The sequence below is a fragment of the Amycolatopsis iheyensis genome (assembly GCF_024703995.1).
Taxonomy (GTDB): domain Bacteria; phylum Actinomycetota; class Actinomycetes; order Mycobacteriales; family Pseudonocardiaceae; genus Amycolatopsis; species Amycolatopsis iheyensis.
On sequence record NZ_JAMXQV010000034.1, the window covers coordinates 76,016 to 97,503 of the forward strand.

Here is a 21,488-nt window from a genome sequence, read left to right on the forward strand (position 1 = left end):
CCCGGGAAGATCGGCAAGGCTTCTTCGCCTGGGGGAAGGTGGCCGCCGGTCCATGATGTGGGGGGATCGGTGCGCGAGTCGCGTCGTTTTTTCGTGCTGTCCAGAATCGTCGTCCTGGCACTGGTGCTGGCGCTCGTGTGCGTCGGTCTGCCCGGATCTTCGCCGTTCGGCACGTCCGGGCCCGCACCGGGCACGGCGGCCGCGAAGGACCCCGGCCCGCCGAAACGCGTGCGCGAGCTGCCCGACCGGCGCACCGCCGGGGCGCGGGTCTTCGAACTGTCCGACGGCCAGTACGAAGCCGAGGTCTCCGCGCGCGCCCAGAACTACCGTGACGGCCAAGGCGCCTGGCAGCCGATCGACACGACCGTGCGCGAGAACGCGCGCGACGGGTACGTCTTCGCCAATGACACCAACGCTTTCGCCAGCCGGTTCGGCAACCGCACCGACCGCCTGACGAGCTTCGCCCTCGGCGGCACGCAGGTCGAGCTGGGGATTGACGGGCCCGCCCGCGGGATCGAGCCGAAGGTCGAGCGGAACTCGGTCAGCTACTCCGGCGCGTTCGACGGCGCCGAGGTCGGCTACCAGGTGACCCCCGGCGCGCTCAAGGAAAACATCGTCCTCGCCGCGCCGCCGAAGGACGCGACGTACCGGTTCACCCTGCGGCTGGCCGGGGTGGTCGCGCGGGCCCAGCCGGACGGGTCCATCGCCTTCTTCCCGGCCACCTCCGACGGCCCGCCGCTGTACGTGATGCCCAAGCCGTTCATGGTGGACTCCGCGCCCGGAACCAAGTCCGTGCACGGGAAGTCGCGCAGCGACAAGGTGACCCAGCGCGTCGAGCAGCGGGGCGACAAGATCACCGTGGTGGTCGAGGCCGACCGCGGGTGGCTGGCCGCGCCGGAGCGCGCCTACCCGGTCGTGATCGACCCGACCATCAAGGTCGAGACGTCGTCGAACGGCGGCCAGGACGTCCAGCTGTGGTCGGATGCACCCAACGGCAACGACTCCGGGCTCTACCAGCTTTCCGTCGGCACCGACACCGCGGGCGTGGCCCGCAGCCTGGTCGCGTTCGACACGACCGTCGTGCCGACGGGCACCAGTCTCACCTCGGCGAAGCTGCGCGCGTACTACGACAACGAGCTCTACACCGGCGTCAACGACGTCACGGTCGAAGCCCGCCGGGTCACCGCCGCCTGGAACGCGAGCACCGCCACCTGGAACAACGCCGCCGGCGCGTTCGCCGAAGCCGGGTTGTCCCCCGCGGTCAAGCGCAAGGGCGTGACGAACACCTGGTCGGAGTGGGACGTCCGCAACATCGCGCAGTCCTGGGTTTCCGGCACCACCGCGAACCAGGGCCTGCTGCTCAAGTCCACCGACGAGACGCTGGGCCGCGGCGGCGCGATCTACCTGGCCGGCGACTTCGCCTACAACGGCGACACCGAGACGTTCCCGAAGCTGCTCCTGACCTACGGCCGCCCCGGCGCCACGCTGGCGCCGATCACCAAGACCTACGCGACCGGCGCCGAACTGGCCTGGTCGCCCTACACCGACCCGGACCCGGCCAGCCCGAACGACGACATCGTCGAGTACCAGGTGCACCGGTCGGTTTCGCAGGTGTACACGCCGTCGGCGTCCACTTTGGTCACTTCGCTGGCTCCCCAGGCGAGCCGGTTCGTCGACACGACCGCCCCGGTCACCCCGGACAGCGCGCCCGACCTCGGCTGGAACGCCGCCTACTACATGATCGCCGTCAAGACCCGCGACGGCCAGGTCATCCCCGGCGCGACCCAGCTGACCCGGACGCCGAAGGCGGGCCAGGTCCGGCAGATCTTCCGCGCCGGCGCGGACACCACCCTTTCGGCCACCCAGCCGAACGCGAACCTCAACAGCCTGACCGGCCAGCCGTGGCTGCAGGTCGGCAACAACGGCGCCACCCTCGGCAAGACCCGGACGGTCGTCAAGTTCGACGGCGTCTCCGCGATCCCGCCCGGCACCACCGTCGTGGACGCCGACCTGTCGCTGTGGGGCTTCTACTCCAACGGCTCGGGCGCGACCTTCGACGGGCACCCGCTCGCCAAGCCGTTCGTGGAGACCGAGGCCACCTGGAACCGGGCTTCGGCGGCGACGGCGTGGACCACACCCGGTGGTGACATCGGCACTCGCGCGGACTTCGTCTCCGGCCTCCCCGACCGGCCGACCTGGCACATCTGGGAAAACGCCGGGATGGTGCAGAACTGGGTCAACACCCCCTCGGCCAACAACGGCTTCGAGGTGAAGCTGCGCGACGAGGCCGGTGCTCAGCAGCGCGTGCTGTTCCTCTCCGACGAGGCTTCGGAGCCGATGCTGCGCCCGTCGCTCGCCGTCTCCTACCTCGGCTCGCCGCCCGCCCAGCCCGCCGCGCCGGTGGTGTCCTCTGTGGACTACCCGGCCGACGGGCAGCCCCACGGCGCGGCCGGCCGGCCCGGCGTCTTCACCCTGAAGCCGGGCAACGGCGTCGCGATCAGCAAGTTCACCTACCAGCTCGACTCCGACGCGCAGCCGACGGAGGTGGCGGCGACCGGCCAGCTCAACCTCACCCTGACTCCCGCCGCGTCCGGCACCCGCAAGCTCACCGTCCGCGCGCTCACCGCCACCGGCTATTCCTCGGCCGCGACCACCTACACGTTCGTGGTCGCCGACGCGCCGCGGCACAAGAAGGTCAAGAGCGACTTCAACGGCGACGGCAAGGACGACGTCGTCACGTTCACCCGCGCGGACACCGGGGACGTCTACGTCTCGCTGTCCGACGGCACGAAGTTCGTCCAGGACGGCGCGAAGTGGCACGAGCTGTTCGCCGGATCGACCGAAATCCCGCTGACGGGTGACTTCGACGGCGACGGCAAGGCCGACATCGCCACGTTCACCCGTGGCACGGACGCAGCGGTCTGGGTCGCGTTGTCCGACGGCACGAAGTTCGCGCCGACGCCGGTGAAGTGGCAGGCCCACTTCGCGACCGGGGAAGAGATCCCGCTGGTCGGTGACTTCGACGGCGACGGCCGCGACGACATCGCGTCCTTCACCCGCGGCACCGACGCCGACGTCTGGGTCGCTCTCTCCGACGGCACGAAGTTCGCCGCCAACCCGGTCAAGTGGCACGATTCCTTCGCCGCCGGCACCGCCATGCCCGCGGCCGGCGACGTGAACGGCGACGGCAAGGACGACATCGTCTCCTTCACCGGCGGCGACGCGGCCGACGTGTTCGTCGCGCTGTCCGACGGCGCCAAGTTCACGCCGTCCGCGGCCAAGTGGCACGACAGCTTCGCGCCCGACGCCGCTCGCGGTGCGGTCGCCGACGTCGACGGGGACGGCAAGGACGACGTCGTCGCCTTCACCGGCGGCCAGGTCACCGTGGCGACGTCGACCGGTGCGGCGTTCGGCGCCGCCCGGCAGTGGCACGCGAGCTTCGCGCCCGGTGACGAGCTGCCCGGCGTCGGCGACTTCACCGGCGACGGCAAGTTCGACATCGTCTCCTTCACCCGCGGCACGACGGCGAAGGTGTTCGTCGCGCCCTCGGACGGCGCCCGCTTCGGCACGGGCGTCCAGTGGCACGGCCACTTCGCGGTCGGCGCCGAGGTCCCTCGCCCGAGCATCTTCGCGGCCGGCCCCGGCACTCCCGCACCGGTCCCGCCCGCGGCGCCGGTGGTGACCTCCGCCGACTACCCGGACGACGGCCAGCCGCACGGCGGCGCCGGCCGGCCGGGCGCGTTCGTCCTGCGCCCGGGTGACACCGTGCCGATCGCGAAGTTCGTGTACCAGCTCGACACGGACACGCAGCCGACCGAAACGCCCGCCACCGGCCAGCTCTCGGTCACCCTCACGCCGGGTTCGGCGGGCGCTCGCACGCTCACCGTCCGCGCGGTCACCGCCGGCGGCCTGGTGTCGCCGCCGTCGGCCTACACCTTCGTCGTCGCCCAGCCCGCGCAGCCGCCCGCCGCGCCGGTCGTGTCGTCGGCGGACTACCCGGCCGATGGGCAGCCGCACGGCGCGCCCGGCCGGGAGGGCACGTTCCTCCTCAAGCCGGGCAGCGCGGTGCCGGTCACCGGCTACCGCTGGCAGCTTGACGACGGCGGCCCGGCCGACGTCGCCGGCACCGGCGAGGTGCTGGTCAAGGCCACTCCGGCGACGCCGGGGCAGCACAAGCTGACCGTCCGGGCGCTCGGCGCCGAGAACACCGTGTCGCCGGTCACCACCTTCACCTTCGTCGTCGCCGACCCGCCGGGCGGGCCCGGCGCGCCCCAGGTCGTTTCGGCGGACTACCCCGCCGGCGGCGCCCCTCACGGCGCGCCCGGCCGGGAAGGCACGTTCACCTTCCGCCCGACCGGCTCGACCGCGATCGCCGGCTACCGCTGGCAGCTCAACGGCGGTCCGGCCGCGGAGGTGGCCGGTGCCGGCAAGGCGCTGGTCAAGGTCACCCCGGTCACCGCGGGGACGCAGACGCTGACCGTCCGCACGTTCACCACCGCGGGCGCGGTCTCGGCGCCGACGGACTACGTCTTCGAGGTGGCCCAGCTCGCCGCACCCGACGCGCCCGGCGTGTCCTCCGTGGACTACCCGAACGACGGCCGTCCGCACGGTGACGCCGGTCAGGAAGGCGCGTTCACGTTCCGGCCGTCCGGGACGACACCGGTTTCCGGGTTCCGCTGGCAGCTCGACGACGGCGCGACCACGGACGTGCCGGGCAGCGGCGAGGTCACCGCGCGGATCACGCCGCCGACCGGGGGCACCCACACGCTGACCGTGTGGGCGCTCGGCGGCGCGGGCGCCGCGTCGGCCCCGGCCGTCTACACCTTCGCGGTGGCGGGCGCGGCCCCGACGCCGGATCTGCCGACCGTCAGCTCGACCGACTACCCGGCGGACGGCCAGCTGCATGGCAGCCTCGCCCAGGCCGGCTCGTTCACCCTGCGGTCGCAGGGCGCCGTCGCGGCCGACGCGTTCCGGTACCAGCTGGACACCGACGCCGCGCCCACCGAGGTCGCGGCGGGCACCGGCACGGCGACGCTGTCGCTCACCCCGGTCCGCTCCGGCCGCCGCACGCTGACGGTGTGGGCCAAGGTCACCTCCTCCGGCGTGCTTTCCGCGCCGGCGAAGTACACCTTCGCGGTGGGCGCGCCGGCCGGGCCGCGCGACTACTTCTACGACGCCGCCGGCCAGCTGGCCGGGGTTACCAACAACTCCGGCGAAGCCGCCGCCTACCGCTACGACGCGGCGGGCAACCTCGAGGCGACCGACCGGTACCGCGCGGACACCGCCTCGATCTTCGCGGTGGTTCCCGCGCGCGGTCCGATCGGCAGCACGGTCGAAATCGGCGGAACCGGCTTTTCCGTGCAGGCCACCGGCAACCAGGTGACCTTCGACGGCGTTCCCGCGCAGGTCACCGCGGCCAGCGCCAATCGGCTGTCGGTCGTCGTCCCGGCCGGGACCGGTGCGGGTGCGGTGAAGGTCGTCGCGGGCGGCAGGACGGCCACCAGCCGCAGCCCGTTCACGGTGACGCGGGGCGTGCCGGCGCCGGCCATCTCGGCGGTCTCGGCCGACCGCGCCGACTCCGGCGACACGGTCACCATCACCGGGACCGGGTTCGACCCGGACCCCACGCGCAACGTGGTGCTGTTCCACCAGACCACCGCCCGCGTGAAGCAGGCCGACCCGGGCAAGCTGGTCGTCGAGGTCCCGGCCGCGGCGAGCTCCGGCCGGATCTCCGTGCGCACGCCCGGCGGCCAGGCCACGAGCGCGGGCGACTTCCTGATCGCCCCGCGCGGGTTCGTCATCGACCAGCTCGTCTATGGCGGCCGCATCGAGCTCGGCCGGCCGCTGGACCTCGACATCCCCGCGGGCAAGGCCGCGGTCGTCCTGGTCGAGGGCAAGGTCGGCGAGCGGCTGCACCTGGACCTGGAGAACAACACGGTGCCGGTCCGCTCGGCCATGTGGATGTTCACCCCGCACGGCGGCGACTTCGCCCGCCGCACCATGGGCGACCCACTCGACCTGTGGGCGGGCAGCACGCTGCGCCAGGACATCCCGGTGTTCGGCGCGAACGGCACCTACACGATCGTGGTGGCGCCGGACGACAACGCGGCCGGCAAGGTCCGGGTCACCGCGTCGCACGACCTCACCGGCGACAAGCTGACCCGCGACGGCACCGGGGTGCCGTTCACCGTGTCGGTCGCCGGCCAGCGCGCGGAGATCCCGTTCACCGCCACCGCGGGTGAGTGGCTCAGCTTCGGCCTGACCGACCTGAGCATGCCCGCCAACACCTTCGACGTGCTGGTCACCGAGCCGGACGGCCGGGAGTTCCACACCTGGAAGGCCTCGCTCACCGAATACACCCCGACCATGGTGTTCAAGGCCAAGCAGACCGGCACGTTCAAGGTGGGGGTGACCTTCGGCGCCGGCGAACTCGGCGCGGGCAAGGTGTGGCTGTCCGGCGTCATCGAGGCGGGCAGGCTCGCCGTCGACGGGCCCGGCACGCAGATGAAGATCAACCGTCCCGGCCAGTCCGTGCACATGCCGTTCACCGGCGTGAAGAACAAGCCGCTGCGCTTCGCCATCACCGAAAACACGCTCCGGGAGAACGGCCGCCCCGGCTACCCGGGCGGGATCATGGTGGAGCCGGACGGCAACCAGGTCGAGCTGCGCAACGGCACGCTGGAGATCAAGCCGCTGCCGATCCGCAAGGACGGCGAACACGACCTGTTCATGAGCGGCTGGGAGGCGGTCGGCACCGGCAAGGGCTGGCTGACCTCGGGTGTCGAAGGCGGCACCCTGCCGGTCAACGCCCAGACCAAGGTCACCTTCGACCGGCCGGGCCGCGAGTACTGGTTCGACTACGACGGGGTCAAGGACAAGCCGCTGCGGCTGTTCGCCCGGGCCAAGAGCCTGCCGGGCAACCTGACCATGCGGGTCTACCAGCCGACCGGCGGCAAGCTGGTGGCCAGCACCTTCCAGAACACGCTCGACATCGCGGCGCTGCCGGAGACGGGCAGGTACCGGATCCACCTCGATCCGGGCTTCGCCACCACCGGCGACGTGACGATCGCCGCGTCCGAGCCGCAGGACCTCGGCGCGCTGACGCTCGACGCGCCCGCGCGAGCGGTGTCGATCACCGTGCCGGGGCAGACGATCGCCGCGAAGTTCACCGGCCAGGCCGGGCAGCGGCTCACCCTCGGGCTGGCGTCGGCGAACATCCCGTTCTCGAAGCTGAAGATCCTCAAGCCGGACGGCAACCAGCTCGACTTCTACTCCGCGCAGTACCTGGCCGGCGGCCCCACCGGGCTCGACCTGATCGCGCTGCCGGTGGCGGGTGAGTACCGGGTCCTGCTGGAGCCGATCGACGACGGCAGCATCCCGGTCGCCGGCGACCTCACGGTCGCGCTGTTCGGCGAGGCCGACGGCGGCAAGGCCGACATCGGCGGCGCGGCGAAGACGATCACCATCGCGCGGCCCGGTCAGAACGGGAAGCTGACCTTCGACGGCACGGCCAACGACGTGCTGCAGCTCGACATCACCCGCACGTTCCCGAACAACACGGGCGCCTACTACAGCCTGATCGCCCCGGACGGGACGGTCTCGCCGCGGCACTCGTTCATGTCGTTCGACCGCTTCAAGATGGCGGCGCTCAAGCAGACCGGCACGTACACGCTGGTGTTCGACCCGGCGGGCGGCGTCACGGGCACGATGACCGTGGCGATCTCCAAGCCGGCCACCGCGGCGGCCGTGGTCGCGGGCCGGGCCCCGGCCGAGCCACCGAAGCCGGTGACGCCGAAGTGCGTCCCGGCAGACCCGCCGCCTCCGGTGGGCAAGCCGGCGCGCGGCCTGGGCGCCCCCGAGGCGCCGCCCGTGCCGAAGCCCGTGCCGGCGCCGTCCGACTGCACGCCGTCCGGCGGCTGGCAGCCCGACAGCGCCAACCTCGCCGGCGCGGACTGGAGCACCCGCTACGACCCGCAGCCCGTCCGGGACCGGCCGCTGCAGTTCCCGGTCGGCTTCACCGGCGTGGTCGGGCAGGTCCGGTCCACCACCGGGCAGGTGCTGACCGGCGTGACGGTCAGCGCGGCCGGCCACCACGTGCCCACCGACGAGCAGGGGAAGTTCGCGCTGACCGACCTGGCCGCCGGCCACGTCGTGCTGCGCGTGGACGGCCGCACCGCGGTCAACACCGGCGGGCGCCCGTTCGGCGCGTTCGACATCGGCGTCGACCTGCAGGGCGGTCAGATGCTGGTGCTGCCGTACACCGTGTTCCTGCCGGAGATCGACGCGGCCGCCACCGTGCGGGTCCCGAGCCCGACCACCAAGGAGACCGTGCTGACCACGAAGGCCATCCCCGGCCTCGAGGTGCGGCTCCCGGCGGGCACGGTGGTCCGCGACGCCGACGGCAACGTGGCCACCGAGCTGAGCCTGACCCCGATCCCGATCGACCGGCCGCCGTTCCCGCTGCCGCCGACGAAGGTCCCGGTGTACTTCACCGTCCAGCCGGGCGGCGGCTACCTGTTCCCCGAGGGCGCCACGATCGTCTACCCGAACTACACGAAGGAGCCGCCGGGCACCCGCACCCAGTTCTGGAACTACGACCCGGACGGCAAGGGCTGGCACATCTACGGCTACGGCACGGTGTCCCCGGACGGCAAGCAGATCGTCCCCGACCCGAGCGTCCGCTTCTACCGGCTGACCGGCGCGATGACCGCGGTCCCGGGCATGAACCCGCCGCGGTTCGCGCCCCGGCCCAACGGCGCCCGGGTCGGAGACCCGGTGGACCCGTCGACCGGCTTGCTCGTCGACGAGACGGTCGACATGGTCGTCGACGACATCGCGCCGATCGAGATCAAGCGGACCTACCAGCAGGGCGACACCGACATCCGCGCGTTCGGCGTCGGCACGAGCTTCAACTACGGGCTCTACCCCTGGTCGCCGGGGATCATCGGGCAGTTCACGTTCCAGGAGTTCGACCTGGTGCAGCCGGACGGCAGCAAGATCCACTACCGCCGGACGTCGCCGGGCAAGGACTACGCGGGCGCGGTGTTCAAGGCCGACCCGACGCCGACCCGGTTCGACGGCTCGGTCGTGCGGTGGGTCGACAGCGGCTGGGACGTCACCCTGCGAGACGGCACGGTGATGGTGATCGGCGAAGAGGCGCCACTGCAGGAGATCCGGGACAAGTTCGGCAACACGACCACCCTGACCAGGGCGACCGCGCCGCCGGGCACCGACGGCAAGGTCCGCGCCAACGGGCCGGTCACCCAGATCACGTCGCCGAGCGGCCGCTGGGTGCGCTTCACCTACGACGAGGCGAACCCGCCCCGGGTGGCCTCGATCGAGGACAACCTCGGCCGGCGCGTCTCCTACACCTACGACCCGACCGGCCACCTGGAGTCGGTCCGCGGGCTCGGTGGGGGAATCAGCCGCTACACGTGGGAAAACGGGCTGCTCAAGACCATCACCGACGGCCGCGGCATCCGGTTCCTGCTCAACGAGTACGACGCCAAGGGCCGGGTGAAGCAGCAGACGGCCGCCGACGACGGCGTCACGAAGTTCGATTACGTCGAGTCGGGTGACGCGATCGTCGAAACCCGGGTCACCGACCCGCGCGGCCACGTCCGCCGGTTCACCTTCAACGCGGCGGGAGCGGTGCTCACCGACACGAAGGCCTTCGGCACGGCGCTGGCGGCGACCACGACGAACGAGTACGAAGCCGACGGCGTCCGGCTGAAATCGAGCACGGACCCGCTGAACCGCAAGACTTCCTACGTCTACGACGCGAACGGCCAGGTCAAGGAGCAGACGGTGCTGGCGGGCACCGCGGACGCCCGCACGGAGAAGTTCGAGCGCAACGGCCCGCACGGCGAGCTGACCAAGCACACCGACTCCTACAACAAGGACACGATCTACGGGCTGGACGCGCGCGGCGTCGTCCAGACGGTGACCGACCCGCTCAACCGCAAGACCACCTACGTGACCAACGAGAAGGGGCTGGTCACCAAGGTCACCGACCCGGCGGACAAGTCGTCGACGACGGACTACCTCGGCGCGGACCCGATCCGCACCACCGACCAGCTCGGCCGGGTTTCGACCACCGGCTTCGACTCGGCGGGCCGCGCGGTGCTGACGGCCGACCCCCGCGGAGCGGTCACGGAGACGACGTACACGGCGGCGGACGAGGTGGCCTCGGCGACCGACCCGCTCGGCCGCACGATGTCGTACGAGTACGACCCGAACGGCAACCGCACCAAGGTCACCGACGCCCGCGACGGGCAGACCGTGTTCGAGTACGACCGGATGGACCGGGTGCACCTGATCACCGACCCGCTGGGCGGCCTCGAAGAGGTCAAGTACGACGAGAACGGCAACGAGAAGAAGCGGACGACGCCGCGCGGCGTCGTCACCGAACACGACTACGACGACCTGGACCGGCGCCAGGAGACCCGGTTCGGCACGGAAAGCACCACGAAGTTCGGCTACGACCTCGCCGGACGCCTCAAGCGGACCGAGGACTCGGTGGCCGGGGTCGCCACGACCGAGTACGACGGCTTCGACCGCATCAAGGCCGAGACCACCCCGTCGGGCAGCGTCTCCTACGACTACAGCCCGACCGTGCGCGACCGGACGATGACGATCCCGGGCCGGGCCCCGGTGCGCCACGTCTACGACGCGGTGGGCGACCTGGCCGAGGTGCGGCAGAACGGCGTCACGGTCAGCACCATCGGCCGCGACCGGAACGGGCGGCCGGAACGGGTCGGCGCGCCGGGCGGCGGCATCTCCCAGACCTACGCCTACGACGACGCGGGCCAGACCAGGACGATCACCTACCGGGCGGGCACCACCGTGCTCGGTGACCTGGCCTACGGCTACGACGCGGCGGGCCAGCCGATCCGGACCACCGGCAGCTACTCCCGCTCGGTGCTGCCCGAGCAGTTCGGGCAGGCCGTCTACGACAAGGCCAACCGGATCCGCGCGATCGGCGCCACGCCGGTCAGCTACGACCCGGACGGCAACCTGCTCTCGGACGGGTCCGCTTCGTTCACCTGGAACGCGCGCGGCCAGCTGGCGACGCAGACCGCGCCGGGCCTGACGGCGTCCTTCGCCTACGGGGCGGATGGCCGGCGGCAGTCCCGCACGATCAACGGCGTCACCACCAGCTACCTCTACGACGGGGTCAACCCGGTGCAGGAGAAGGTGGCCGGCGGCGCGACCGCGACCGTGACCAGCACCGGGGTGGACGGGTTCCAGCTGCGGGAGTCCGGCGGCGTCACCCGCCGGTACCTCAGTGACGGACTGGGCAGCACGCTGGGCCTGGTCGACGACGCCGGCGCGGGCGCCACGTACAGCTACGAGCCGTTCGGGCGGACCTACGTCTCGGGCGACGACGGCGGGAACCCGTTCCGCTACACCGGCCGTGAGGACGACGGCACCGGGCTGTACTACAACCGCGCCCGGTACTACAGCCCCGGCCTGCAGCGGTTCCTGAGCGAGGACCCGATCGGGTTCGACGGCGGGAGCAACCTGTACGGCTACGTCGGCAACCAGCCCAACGCGCTGGTCGACCCGATGGGCACGAAGCCGGCCAACAGCTGCCCGATGAACAGCTTCACCCCCGGAACCCCGGTGCGGATGGGCGACGGGACCAGCAAGCCGATCGCCGAGGTGAAGCTCGGGGACAAGGTGCTGGCCACCGACCCGGTCACCGGGCGCACCGAGGAGCGGGTGGTCACCGCGACCATCGTCGGTGAGGGGCTGAAGCACCTGGTCGACCTCTCGATCGACACCGACCGGGACGGCACCGGCGACAGCGCGCTCACCGCGACCGACGGCCACCCGTTCTGGGTGGTGGCGGCCGGGGAGTGGCGGGAAGCGCGCGACCTGCGGCCCGGCGATCTGCTGCGCACGTCGGCAGGCACGTTCGTCAAGGTCACCGCGGTGGCCCAGCGCACGGCCGCGCAGCGGGTGCACAACCTGACGGTCGACGAGCTGCACACCTACTACGTGGTGGCCGGGCAGACGCCGGTTCTCGTCCACAACATCAACAGCCCGAACCCCAACGCCTGCGGCCCGAACGGCGAACCGATCTACGACATCCCGGGCGGGTCCAGCGGTGGCACGGGCGCCGGCAACGGCATCCCGAAGTCGATGCGCAAGGACTACAACATCGGCGCCCAGGCGGATCCGGCCAAGGACATCCCGCTGTGCTCCTACTGCCGGACGAACAACGCCAACGCCGTCGACCACGTCTACCCGAGGAGCAAGGGCGGCGACCTGACCGACCCGAACACGACTCCGATCTGCACGTTCTGCAACAGCTCCAAGCGCGACCGGGTCGCTCCGCTGAACCCGCCGCCGGGTTACTCCGGCTGGTGGCCGCCGCCGTGGTGGCCCTCGAACATGAAGGCGACCGTGGGGACACCGATATGGATCCCGTAGCTAGGGTGCCGGCCATGGTGAACGAGATCGTCTACGTGACGCACGAGGATCCGGTGTGGCGGCCGGAGCCCGCCTACATCGCGCTGGTCGACCTGGCCCCGTTCGGGCTGGAGGGGCAGCAGGAGCAGGTGTGGCTGAAGCCGTCGGCCGACGGCGTCTTCGAAGTCGCCTGCATCCCCTTCTGCGCCTACGGAATGGCGCTGGGGGACCAGGTCGCCCTGGCGGACGAGCGGTTCGTCGGCCGGGTGGTCGCCCGGTCCGGCCGGCGCGTGTTCCGGGTCTTCTTCACGGAGCCGCGGCCGCCCGGTGACGCGCGCGAAGGCCTGCGGACCGCCATCGCCGAGGGCGGGTTCCTGGCCGAGTGGCAGGGCGACCGGCACGTCGCCATCGACGTGCCCGACGGCGCTGCCACCTCGGCGGTGTGGATGGCGGTCCGGGAAGAGATCGAGAACCAAACGGCGTACTGGGAATGGGCGGACGGGGAACCGTTCCGGACGACGGCCGACGCGTGATCGCCGGCTGATGCGAGAGACTGGGGGAGCAATGCGAGCGTTGGCGGGCTGGAGACGGCTGCTGGTCGCCGGCTTTGCGGTGTCGGTGTTCGCCGGCGTCTTCGGCGGTGAAGCACACGCCCAAGAGGGGCAGGTGCACGCACCCGCGGGCGCTCAGGTCGTCGACGGGAGCTACATCGTCACCCTGAAGCCCGGCACCACCGCCGCGTCCGGGGCCGGGGTGCTCACCCGGAAGCACGGCGGGAAGGTCAGCCGGACCTTCGGCAAGGTGCTGAGCGGCTTCTCGGTGCACGCCTCCGAGGCGGAAGCCAAGCGGCTGGCCGCCGACCCGCGGGTCGAGCGCGTCGAGGCCGACACGATCGTGCGCGGCACCGGGGTCCAGACCACGCCGCCGTGGAACCTCGACCGGGTCGACCAGCACAGCACCGTCCTGGACGACACCTACACCTACGCCGAGGCCGCGGGCGCCGGGGTTTCGGTGTATGTCATGGACACCGGGGTGCGCACTTCGCACGCCGAGTTCGGGGGCCGCGCGAGTGTCGGCTTCGACGCCATCAATGACGGCTGGAACGGGCAGGACTGCAGCACCGCCGGCCACGGCACGCACGTCGCCGGCACGATCGGCGGCGCCACCTACGGCGTGGCCAAGAAGGCCAAGCTCATCTCCGTGCGGGTGCTCAGCTGCGAGAACACCGGCTCGGTCAGCCAGATCATCGCCGGGGTCGACTGGGTGACCCAGCACGCGCAGCGTCCGGCCGTGGTCAACATGAGTCTCGGCGGCGGCAAGTCGGACGCCGAGGAGCTGGCGATCAAGAACTCGATCGCCGCGGGCCTCACCTACGTCGTCGCCGCGGGCAACGACAACCGGGACGCCTGCCAGGCCAGCCCGGCCGCGCTGCGCGAGGCGATCACCGTCGGGGCCAGCAACCCGGTCGACGAGCGGGCCCGGGAGTGGAAGGACACCCCCGGCGTCACCCTCGGGTCGAACTACGGGAGCTGTCTCGACCTCTTCGCGCCGGGCGAGGCGGTCAAGTCCTCGCACAACGCCACCGACACCGCGACGGTGACGCTGCACGGCACGTCGATGGCCAGCCCGCACGTGGCGGGCGCGGTCGCGCTGCTGCTTTCCCAGTCGCCGAACCTGACCCCCGCCGAGGTGACGACCACCCTGCTCGGCCGCGCCACCACCGGCGTGCTCAAAGCGGCCGACCTGGGCGCCGGCTCGCCGAACAAGCTGCTCTACACCGGGGTGCCGCCGCGCGCGGTGTGCGCGCTGGCCGACGACACCCGCCGCCCGGTGCCCGACCAGGGCTCGGTCACCAGCACGCTGCAGGTGACGGCCTGCCCGCGCAAGGTCGCCGGCACCGCGCGGGTGCGTGTCCGGGCCGAACACCCGTTCCGCGGCGACCTGTCGGTGAAGATCACCGCGCCCAACGGCCTGGAGCAGGTGCTCAAGGAGGCCGACGGGACCGACGCGGCCGCCGGCCTCGACGCGACCTACCCGCTCACCGGAATGTCCTCTGTGGACGCGAACGGGGAGTGGAAGCTGGTCGTGACCGACAACTTCGGCTTCGACGAAGGCACGTTGACCCACTGGGACCTGGTGCTGGCCGAACCGCCGGTGGGCCTGCCTGCGGTCACGTCGGCGACCTACCCCTCCGACAGCCTGCCGCACGGCGGCGCCGGCGTGCCGGGCACGTTCACCTTCGCGCCGGGCGACGCCGTGCCGGTCGCGAAGTACTCCTACCAGCTCGACGGTGAGACGTCGGCCAAGGAGGTCACCGCCACCGACAGCCGCGCGACGGTCACCGTCACCCCGCCGGCGGCCGGGCACCGGACGCTCACCGTGCGCGCCTTCAACGGCGTCGGCGAGCCCTCGGACGTGTTCGTGTACGACTTCCTCGTCGCCGACCAGCCGCCGCCCGGCGCGCCGGTGGTGACCTCGTTCGGCTACCCGGCCGAAGCGCAGGCGAACGGTGGCGTCGGCCTGCCCGGCACCTTTGTCTTCAAACCCGGCGGGTCCGCGCCGGTGACGAAGTACGTCTACCAGCTCGACACCGACGCGTCGCCGTCCGAAGTGGCCGCCACCGGCCAGGTTTCGGTCGGGATCACCCCGACGGCGGCCGGGGTGCGGACGCTCACCGTGCGCGCCGGCAACGGCGGCGCGCTGTCCGCGCCGACGACCTACACCTTCACCGTCGCCGGGGCGTCCGACGTGGTCGACGGCGGAACGCTCACGGTCGAAGGCGCGGCGGTCGGCGCGGCCATCCCCGCCGGCAAGGTGCTGAAGTACGGCTTCGACGGCACGGCGGGCGACCGGCTCGGCTTCGGCCTGACCGCGAACTCGCTCGGCGTCGACGCGCGGCTCTGGCTGGCCGACCCGTCCGGGCGGGCGACCACGGTGGAGCCGGACAACGGGCCGAGCGCCATCACGGCTGGCAGCGCCCGCTCGGCGCCGCTGCCGACGCTGGCGGCGACCGGCCGGTACTCGTTGTTCGTCGACCCGGACGGCGCCGGCACGGGCAGCGTCACCGCGCAACTGGCGCGCAAGCTCACCGGCAGCACCGACACCTCGGCGCAGGGCTACCCGTTCACCCTGACCAAGGCCGGTCAGCTCGCCGAAGCCGGCTTCGACGCCACGGCGGGCGGCTGGTACGACGTCGGGGTGACCGAGCAGCCCGAGTTCCAGCTCCTGTCGGTCGACGTGTTCGACCAGAACAATGTGAAGGTCGTCCCCACGCAGTTCCCCTTCGGCACCCACTCGATCCGCTTCCGGGCCACCGCCGCCGGCCGGTACCGCCTCGTCGCCGGCTTCTACTTCGGCGACACGGGCAGCGGCAAGCTCTGGTTGTCGTCCGAAGTGGACGGTGGCGTCGTCACGACGACCGGCGCGGGCAGCCCCGTCACGTTGTCCCGGCCGGGGCAGAGCGCTCGGCTGCGGTTCGACGGAACGGCGGGACAGCGGCTGGGCATCGGGTACACCGGCACGAGCCTGCACCCGAACGCGGCCGTGACGGGACCGGACAGCTCGCCGGTGGCGGTGACCGGCCACACGGGCGGGGCGTCCCTCGCCCCGCTGACCCGGACGGGCAGCCACGAGCTCGTGGTCGAAGGTGGCACCGGTCCGGTCACCGTCTGGCTGTCCGAGGACGTGGCGGCCGGCGCCCTCACGACCACGGGCGCGGCCAAGCCGGTCACCCTCGCCCGGCCCGGCCAGCACGCGCGGGCGACCGTGGACGGCACGGCCGGGCAGCGGTTCGGCCTCGCGACGACCGGCGGGACCACGGGCTTCACCGAGTTCGACGTCGCGCTCAACAAGCCGGACGGCACGCAGTTCGAGACGGACGGGGCGCTGATCAGCCCGGGCAGCCACACGTTCGCGCCGTTGCCGTCGGCCGGGCGTTACGAGCTGGTGCTCGGCTCCCGGCGGAGCGCGACGGGAACGGTCACGCTGACCCTGTCCGAACCCGCCGTGGCGGGCACGATCACGGTCGGCGGCGCGGCGGCGACGGTGTCGGCGGGCCGGGCCGGGCAGGCCGGCCAGGTCGCCTTCACCGGCGTGAGCGGCGACCGGCTGCGGCTGACGTTCGGCAGCAACACGATGACACCGCAGACGGCGTTCAACGTGACCGTGTTCCGGCCGGACGGCACCAAGCTGGTGGACCGGGCCCCGCGGACGGACCTGACGCCGTACGACCTGCCGGCGTTGCCGGTGGCCGGGACGTACGTGGTGCTGGTGGAGCCGTGGTCGGCCTCGACGGGCTCACTGGCGGTGGGCCTGGCGAGGCAGCCGTGACCGTCGGCAGGCGGGCGTTCCTGGCCGCGGTGGGCGCGCTCGGCCTGGCCGGGTGTGCCCCCGCGGCGGCGCCACTGCCGCAGCAGCGCCCGGCCGGCCCGCGGCAGCCGGGTGTGGTGACGCCGGCCCCGCCGCGGACGGAGCTGGCGGCGTTCGACGTGACCGCACGCGACCGGGAGGGCCTCGCCGCGGTCCTGCGCGCCCTGAGCGAACCGGTGCCGGGCGTCACGCTGACGGTCGCGGTGGGCGCGTCGCTGTTCGACGGCCGCTTCGGGCTCGAACGGCCCCGCCTGCTGACGCCGATGCCGTCGTTCCGCAGCGACGTGCTGGACCCCGCCTGGTGCCACGGGGACCTGCTGGTGCAGGCGAGCGCCGCGACGGCCGAGCCGCTCGAACGCGTGTCGGCCACCAAGATCCCCGGCCTGGCGCCCCGCTGGCGTCAGGCCGGGTTCCACCCGGACGCGGAGAACCGGAACCTGTTCGGCTTTCGCGAAGGCGCGGGCAACCCGGACGCGGCGGACTCCGCGCTGATGGACCGGCTGGTGTGGGTCGGGCCCGGTGACGACGAGCCCGCGTGGTGCGCCGGCGGCAGCTATCAGGTGGTGCGCCTGATCCGCCTGGCCACGCCGACGTGGAACTCGAAGCCGGTGCCGGACCAGGAGCGCGTGTTCGGCCGCGCGAAGGACAGCGGCGCCCCGCTCGGCCGGGAGACCGAAACGGAGATCCCGGACTACGCGAGCGACCCACGCGGCGAGGTGATCGCCCTGGACGCCCACATCCGCCGGGCGAACCCGCGGACCCCGGACAGCGACGCCCACCGGATCCTGCGCCGCAGCTACTCATTCGGCGACGAGGGGACCGGCGCGGGCCACATCTTCATCTGCTTCCAGCGCGACGTCGAACTTGGTTTCGCGACCATCCAGAAGCGCTTGGCGGGCGAAGCGCTGGAGCGCTACACCCTGCCGTTCGGCGGCGGGTACTACTTCGTGCTGCCGGGCCGCGCCGACGGGCACGACCACCTCGGCCAGGCAATGCTGGCCTGACCCGGCCGGTTGACACCACAGTGGACAGTGGGCGAGCGGACGAAATTCTTCTGTAACCCACAAAACCCCGGGCCGAAGAGAATCAGACCTGGGGTGGTGGGTGTGCGCCATCAGGGACTCGAACCCCGAACCCGCTGGTCAAGAGGAGCGGCTTGAACCGGTGAGTATTTCGGAGGCAGCTTGCTGCCATTGGGGCTGTGCCGGGCGCGCATCGCTGCGACGCTCGGAGCCATGAAGAGAAATCTTTGGTGGGTAACGGTTCCGGTCGTTCTGACGCTCGCCGGGTGCGCGGCCGCGCCATCGCCCGACTCCCCGAGTTCGAGCCCGAGCCCGGTTCCGAGCGCCGGCTCCGTGCCGATCCAGGAGCTCGTCTCCTGGATCGACGGTGCCTGTGGCGCGCGGACGACGTTGGAGAAGCTCAAGAAGTCGAGCTCGACGGCGTACGAGCGCGTGCGCACTTCGTCGGACCGGACCGGGATGGAGGCGTGGAACTACGTCGGCTCCCGGCTGGTCGATCTGCAGGCGCTGGAAAACCAGCTGTCCGGCCTGCCACCGGTCGCCACCCCGGCCACCGATTCCTGGCGGACGACACTGCGGGACGCCCTGACCTCGCCGAAGGCCCAGCTCACTGCTTTCCATCAGCTCACCACTTCCGGCAGCACGCCGCTCACGGAGCTGCAGATCCGCGCGAGCCAGGCGGCCGACCTGGTCGCGAAGCTGCCGGTGCCGGAGTTCGATCCGGTCCTGAACACCGCCTACGCCCAGGCGCCGCGATGCACTCCGCCGAAAACCAGCGCGCCCACGACCGCTCCGCCGGCCGTGCCGCCGCCGGCCGCGGACGGGCAGAACTACGCCTCCTGCGGGGACGGCCGGTGCGAGGTCAAGGTCGCCAAATCGGCGCGGATCCCGGTCTTCGAGCTGAGGTTCGCCACCACGTTCACCGGCGGCACGGTCTCGCTGAGTACGGCTTTCCCGGGCGGTGGCCGCAGCACGATCAGCATCGGCGAGAGCGGGACGGCCACGATCGGCAGGCCCGACGGCAGTCAGATCGTCATCACCTTCAAGGGCGTGAACGCCGGGGCCGCCGTGCTGGACGTGACGACGAAGTGATCAGCCGCGCAGGACGTACCCGACACCGCGGACGGTGTGGATCACCGGTGGCGGGCCGAGCTTGTGCCGCAGCTGAGCGATCAGCACCTCCAGGACGTTGGACGTCGGCGCCACCTGTTCGTCCCAGGCCGCGTCGGTCAGCTCGCGCCGCCGGACCGGCTGCCCGGCCGCGCTCAGCAACGTCCGCAGGACCGCGAACTCCTTGCCGGTCAACGTCAGCAGGACGCCCCCACGCCGCGCCTCGTGGCGTCCGGTGTCCAGCTCGAGGTCGAGATACCGCAGCACCGGGGCGGGGCCGGCGTCCCCGCGACGGCACAGGCTGCGCACGCGCAGCACCAGTTCGGCCATCGCGAAGGGTTTGACCAGGTAGTCGTCGGCCCAGGCCAGGCCCTCGACCCGGTCCGCGACGGCGTCACGCGCGGTCAGGAGCAGCACCGGGACGTCCCAGCCGTCCCGGCGGCGACCGCTCACGTAGCCGAGGGAGTCGCCGGCGGGCAGCATCCGGTCGAGCACGACGCAGTCGTAGGCGTTGACACTGAGTGCTTCGTCGGCGTCCGGGAGGTCCGAGGCCACGTCGACCGCGAAGCCGGAGCCGCGCAGCGACAGCTCCACTGCGATCAGGAGATTTTCGTCGTCCTCGGTGACCAGCACGCGCACCCACCGACCGTAGCGTGGCGCGACCGCAGCGTCACCCCGTGAGCTCCAGCAGCCAGCCGGCCTCCTCCGCCTTGGCCCCGGCTTGGAACCGGCTGCGCGCACCGAGCCGGTGCATCAGATCGGACACCATCCGGCGCACCGTCCGCACCGAGATGCCCAGCCGGGCCGCCGCAGACTCGTCGGTGTAGCCGTCCGAAAGCAGGGCCAGCAGATCCAGCTCCCGCCCGGTCGGTCCGCACCCGCCGCGCGCCGCGCCGGTGAGCGGGGTGGCGGCCGGCCAGAGCCGGTCGAACAGCCCGACCACCGTGGTGACCACGCTCGGCAGGCGGAACGCCGTGAGCTCGCCGCGGTGGTCGTCGGGCAGCAGCGCGAGCGCACCGTCGACGACGACCGCGGCCATCGGCACCGCCGCCACCGTGCGGATTTCGGCGCCGTGGCGGGTGAACGCGTCCAGCCGCCTGCCGATCTCCGGGGTGAGCCTGGCCCGGTCCGGCACGAGCAGGCGGTAGCGCACGCCGCGATCGAGGTTCTCGCGGTCGGCGCCGCGGAAGGCCAGCAGCGGGTCGGCGATGGTCGTCATCGCGGTCGCGATCAGCACTTCGCGTGCCGCCGTACGGGTGCCCAGCGCGGAAACGTGTCCATAATGGACTGCCGTGGCGGTCACGCGACACGCTCCAGCGGAGCCGGTGCCCGGTCGAGCCGCACGGCCCGGGCGCCGGTGAGGGAGAAATCGCGTGCCCGCGTCGTGACCAGGGCGGCGCTGGGGCCGGTCGCGGGCAGCAGCGACGCGACCTGCGCGAGGTCGGCGGCGTCGTCGAAGACCAGCAGCACCCGCCGCCCGGCCAGCTCGGAGCGCCACAGCGCGGCTCGTTCATCCACATCGGACGGAATGAGTGCCGGCGGGAACCCGATGCCGCGCAGCAGCCGGTCCAGCGCCGCGGCCACGGTGACCTCGCCACCGTGCAGGTCCACGAAGAACTGGCCGTCGGTGAAGCGCTCGCTGACCCGGTGCGCCGCGGACACCGCGAGCGCGGTCTTGCCCGCACCGGCCGGCCCGGAGACGACGGCGACGGGCGCGGATCCGGTCAGCGCCCGGTCGAGCGCGGCGAGTTCCCGGTCGCGTCCGAGCAGCGGCTCGACCGCCCGCGGCAGCTCGCGTCGCGGCCGCTCCGGCGCGGCCGCCCCGTGGACCGAGCGCAGCGCCTTCATCAGCTCGGGCCCCGGCCGAACCCCCAGCTCGGCCGCGAGCACCCGGCGGGCCCGGTGGAACGTGGTGAGGGCCTGCGCGGGACGTCCCAAGGTGTGCTGGGCCCGCATCAGCCGCGCCCAGACGTCCTCGCGCAGCGGGTCGTCCGCGGCGAGCGACTGCAGGGTGGTCACCGCGTCGCCGGTGCGCCCGAGGCCGAGCTGCGCGTCGGCGAGCGTCTCCCGCAGCCGCCGGTGCAGTTCACCGAGCCGTTCGACGGCCTCGTCCGCGACGATGTCCAGTCCCTCGAATGGCCGGCCCCGCCACAGCTGCAAAGCCTGCTTCACCAGCGTGAAAGCCCTCCCCGGCGCGTCGGCCAGCGCCGCTCGCGCTTCGCGCGCCAGAGCTTCGGCGTGGTCGGCGTCGAGCTCGCCCGGGCCGACCCGCAGCCGGTAGGCGCCTGCGCGGCCCTCGATGCGCGGTCCGCCGTCGTACTCGGGCAGGAGCCGCCGAAGCTGCCACATGTAGGTCTTCAGGTTCGCCTCGGCCGACGCGGGCGCGTCCTGTTCCTGCCAAGTGTTTTCGATCAGCCGATCCACCGCGACCCAGGCGTTAGGCTGCACCAGCAGCACGGCCAGCACCGTGGCGGGTTTCCCGCCGGCCGGCCGCCCCGTGACGCCGTCGCGGCCACGCACCTCGAGTGGCCCCAGGACCTGGAAGAGCACCATGCTCACACCCCCTGCTCT

At 72.4% G+C, this 21,488-nt stretch carries 8 protein-coding genes; 5 read left to right on the forward strand and 3 right to left on the reverse strand.

The window, feature by feature from the left end; genetic code table 11:
* Positions 1–93 precede the first annotated feature (93 nt).
* The 5 genes from M8542_RS43140 (at position 94) to M8542_RS43160 (ending at position 18,899) form a co-directional block, all read left to right on the forward strand.
* Positions 94–12,438 carry a DNRLRE domain-containing protein gene (locus M8542_RS43140; protein ID WP_257926185.1) on the forward strand — a complete coding sequence of 4,115 codons (12,345 nt, stop codon included), beginning with the start codon at positions 94–96 and terminating at the stop codon, positions 12,436–12,438.
* Positions 12,439–12,452: 14 nt separating this feature from the next.
* Positions 12,453–12,950 (forward strand): DUF4265 domain-containing protein, encoded by a 498-nt coding sequence (locus M8542_RS43145; protein WP_257926186.1) that lies wholly within the window; start codon positions 12,453–12,455, stop codon positions 12,948–12,950.
* Between the two features lie 31 nt (positions 12,951–12,981).
* Complete coding sequence (locus tag M8542_RS50200; RefSeq protein ID WP_276587905.1) at positions 12,982–16,746, forward strand: S8 family peptidase; 3,765 nt, start codon at positions 12,982–12,984, stop codon at positions 16,744–16,746.
* Positions 16,743–17,789, forward strand: coding sequence for a Dyp-type peroxidase (locus M8542_RS43155; protein WP_308210333.1), 1,047 nt, complete (start codon positions 16,743–16,745; stop codon positions 17,787–17,789). The genes M8542_RS50200 and M8542_RS43155 overlap by 4 nt, the downstream gene beginning before the upstream one ends.
* A 351-nt stretch (positions 17,790–18,140) precedes the next feature.
* Positions 18,141–18,899: a hypothetical protein gene (locus M8542_RS43160; protein WP_257926187.1), complete on the forward strand. Its 759-nt coding sequence runs from the start codon at positions 18,141–18,143 to the stop codon at positions 18,897–18,899.
* Here the strand turns inward: M8542_RS43160 and M8542_RS43165 are convergent, their stop codons facing one another.
* From M8542_RS43165 to M8542_RS43175, 3 genes are read right to left on the reverse strand one after another with little or no spacing between them, the layout of a single operon-like run.
* Entirely contained in the window at positions 18,900–19,556 is a 657-nt protein-coding gene (locus M8542_RS43165; RefSeq protein WP_257926188.1) for a winged helix-turn-helix domain-containing protein, read from the reverse strand. It abuts the gene before it with no gap.
* Between the two features lie 31 nt (positions 19,557–19,587).
* Positions 19,588–20,220, reverse strand: a complete 633-nt coding sequence (locus tag M8542_RS43170; RefSeq protein ID WP_257926189.1) for a helix-turn-helix transcriptional regulator — start codon at positions 20,218–20,220, stop codon at positions 19,588–19,590.
* A complete protein-coding gene (locus M8542_RS43175; protein WP_257926216.1) occupies positions 20,217–21,470 on the reverse strand; it encodes an AfsR/SARP family transcriptional regulator in 1,254 nt (417 codons plus the stop codon). Before M8542_RS43175 ends, M8542_RS43170 begins: the two co-directional genes overlap by 4 nt.
* Positions 21,471–21,488 lie beyond the last annotated feature (18 nt).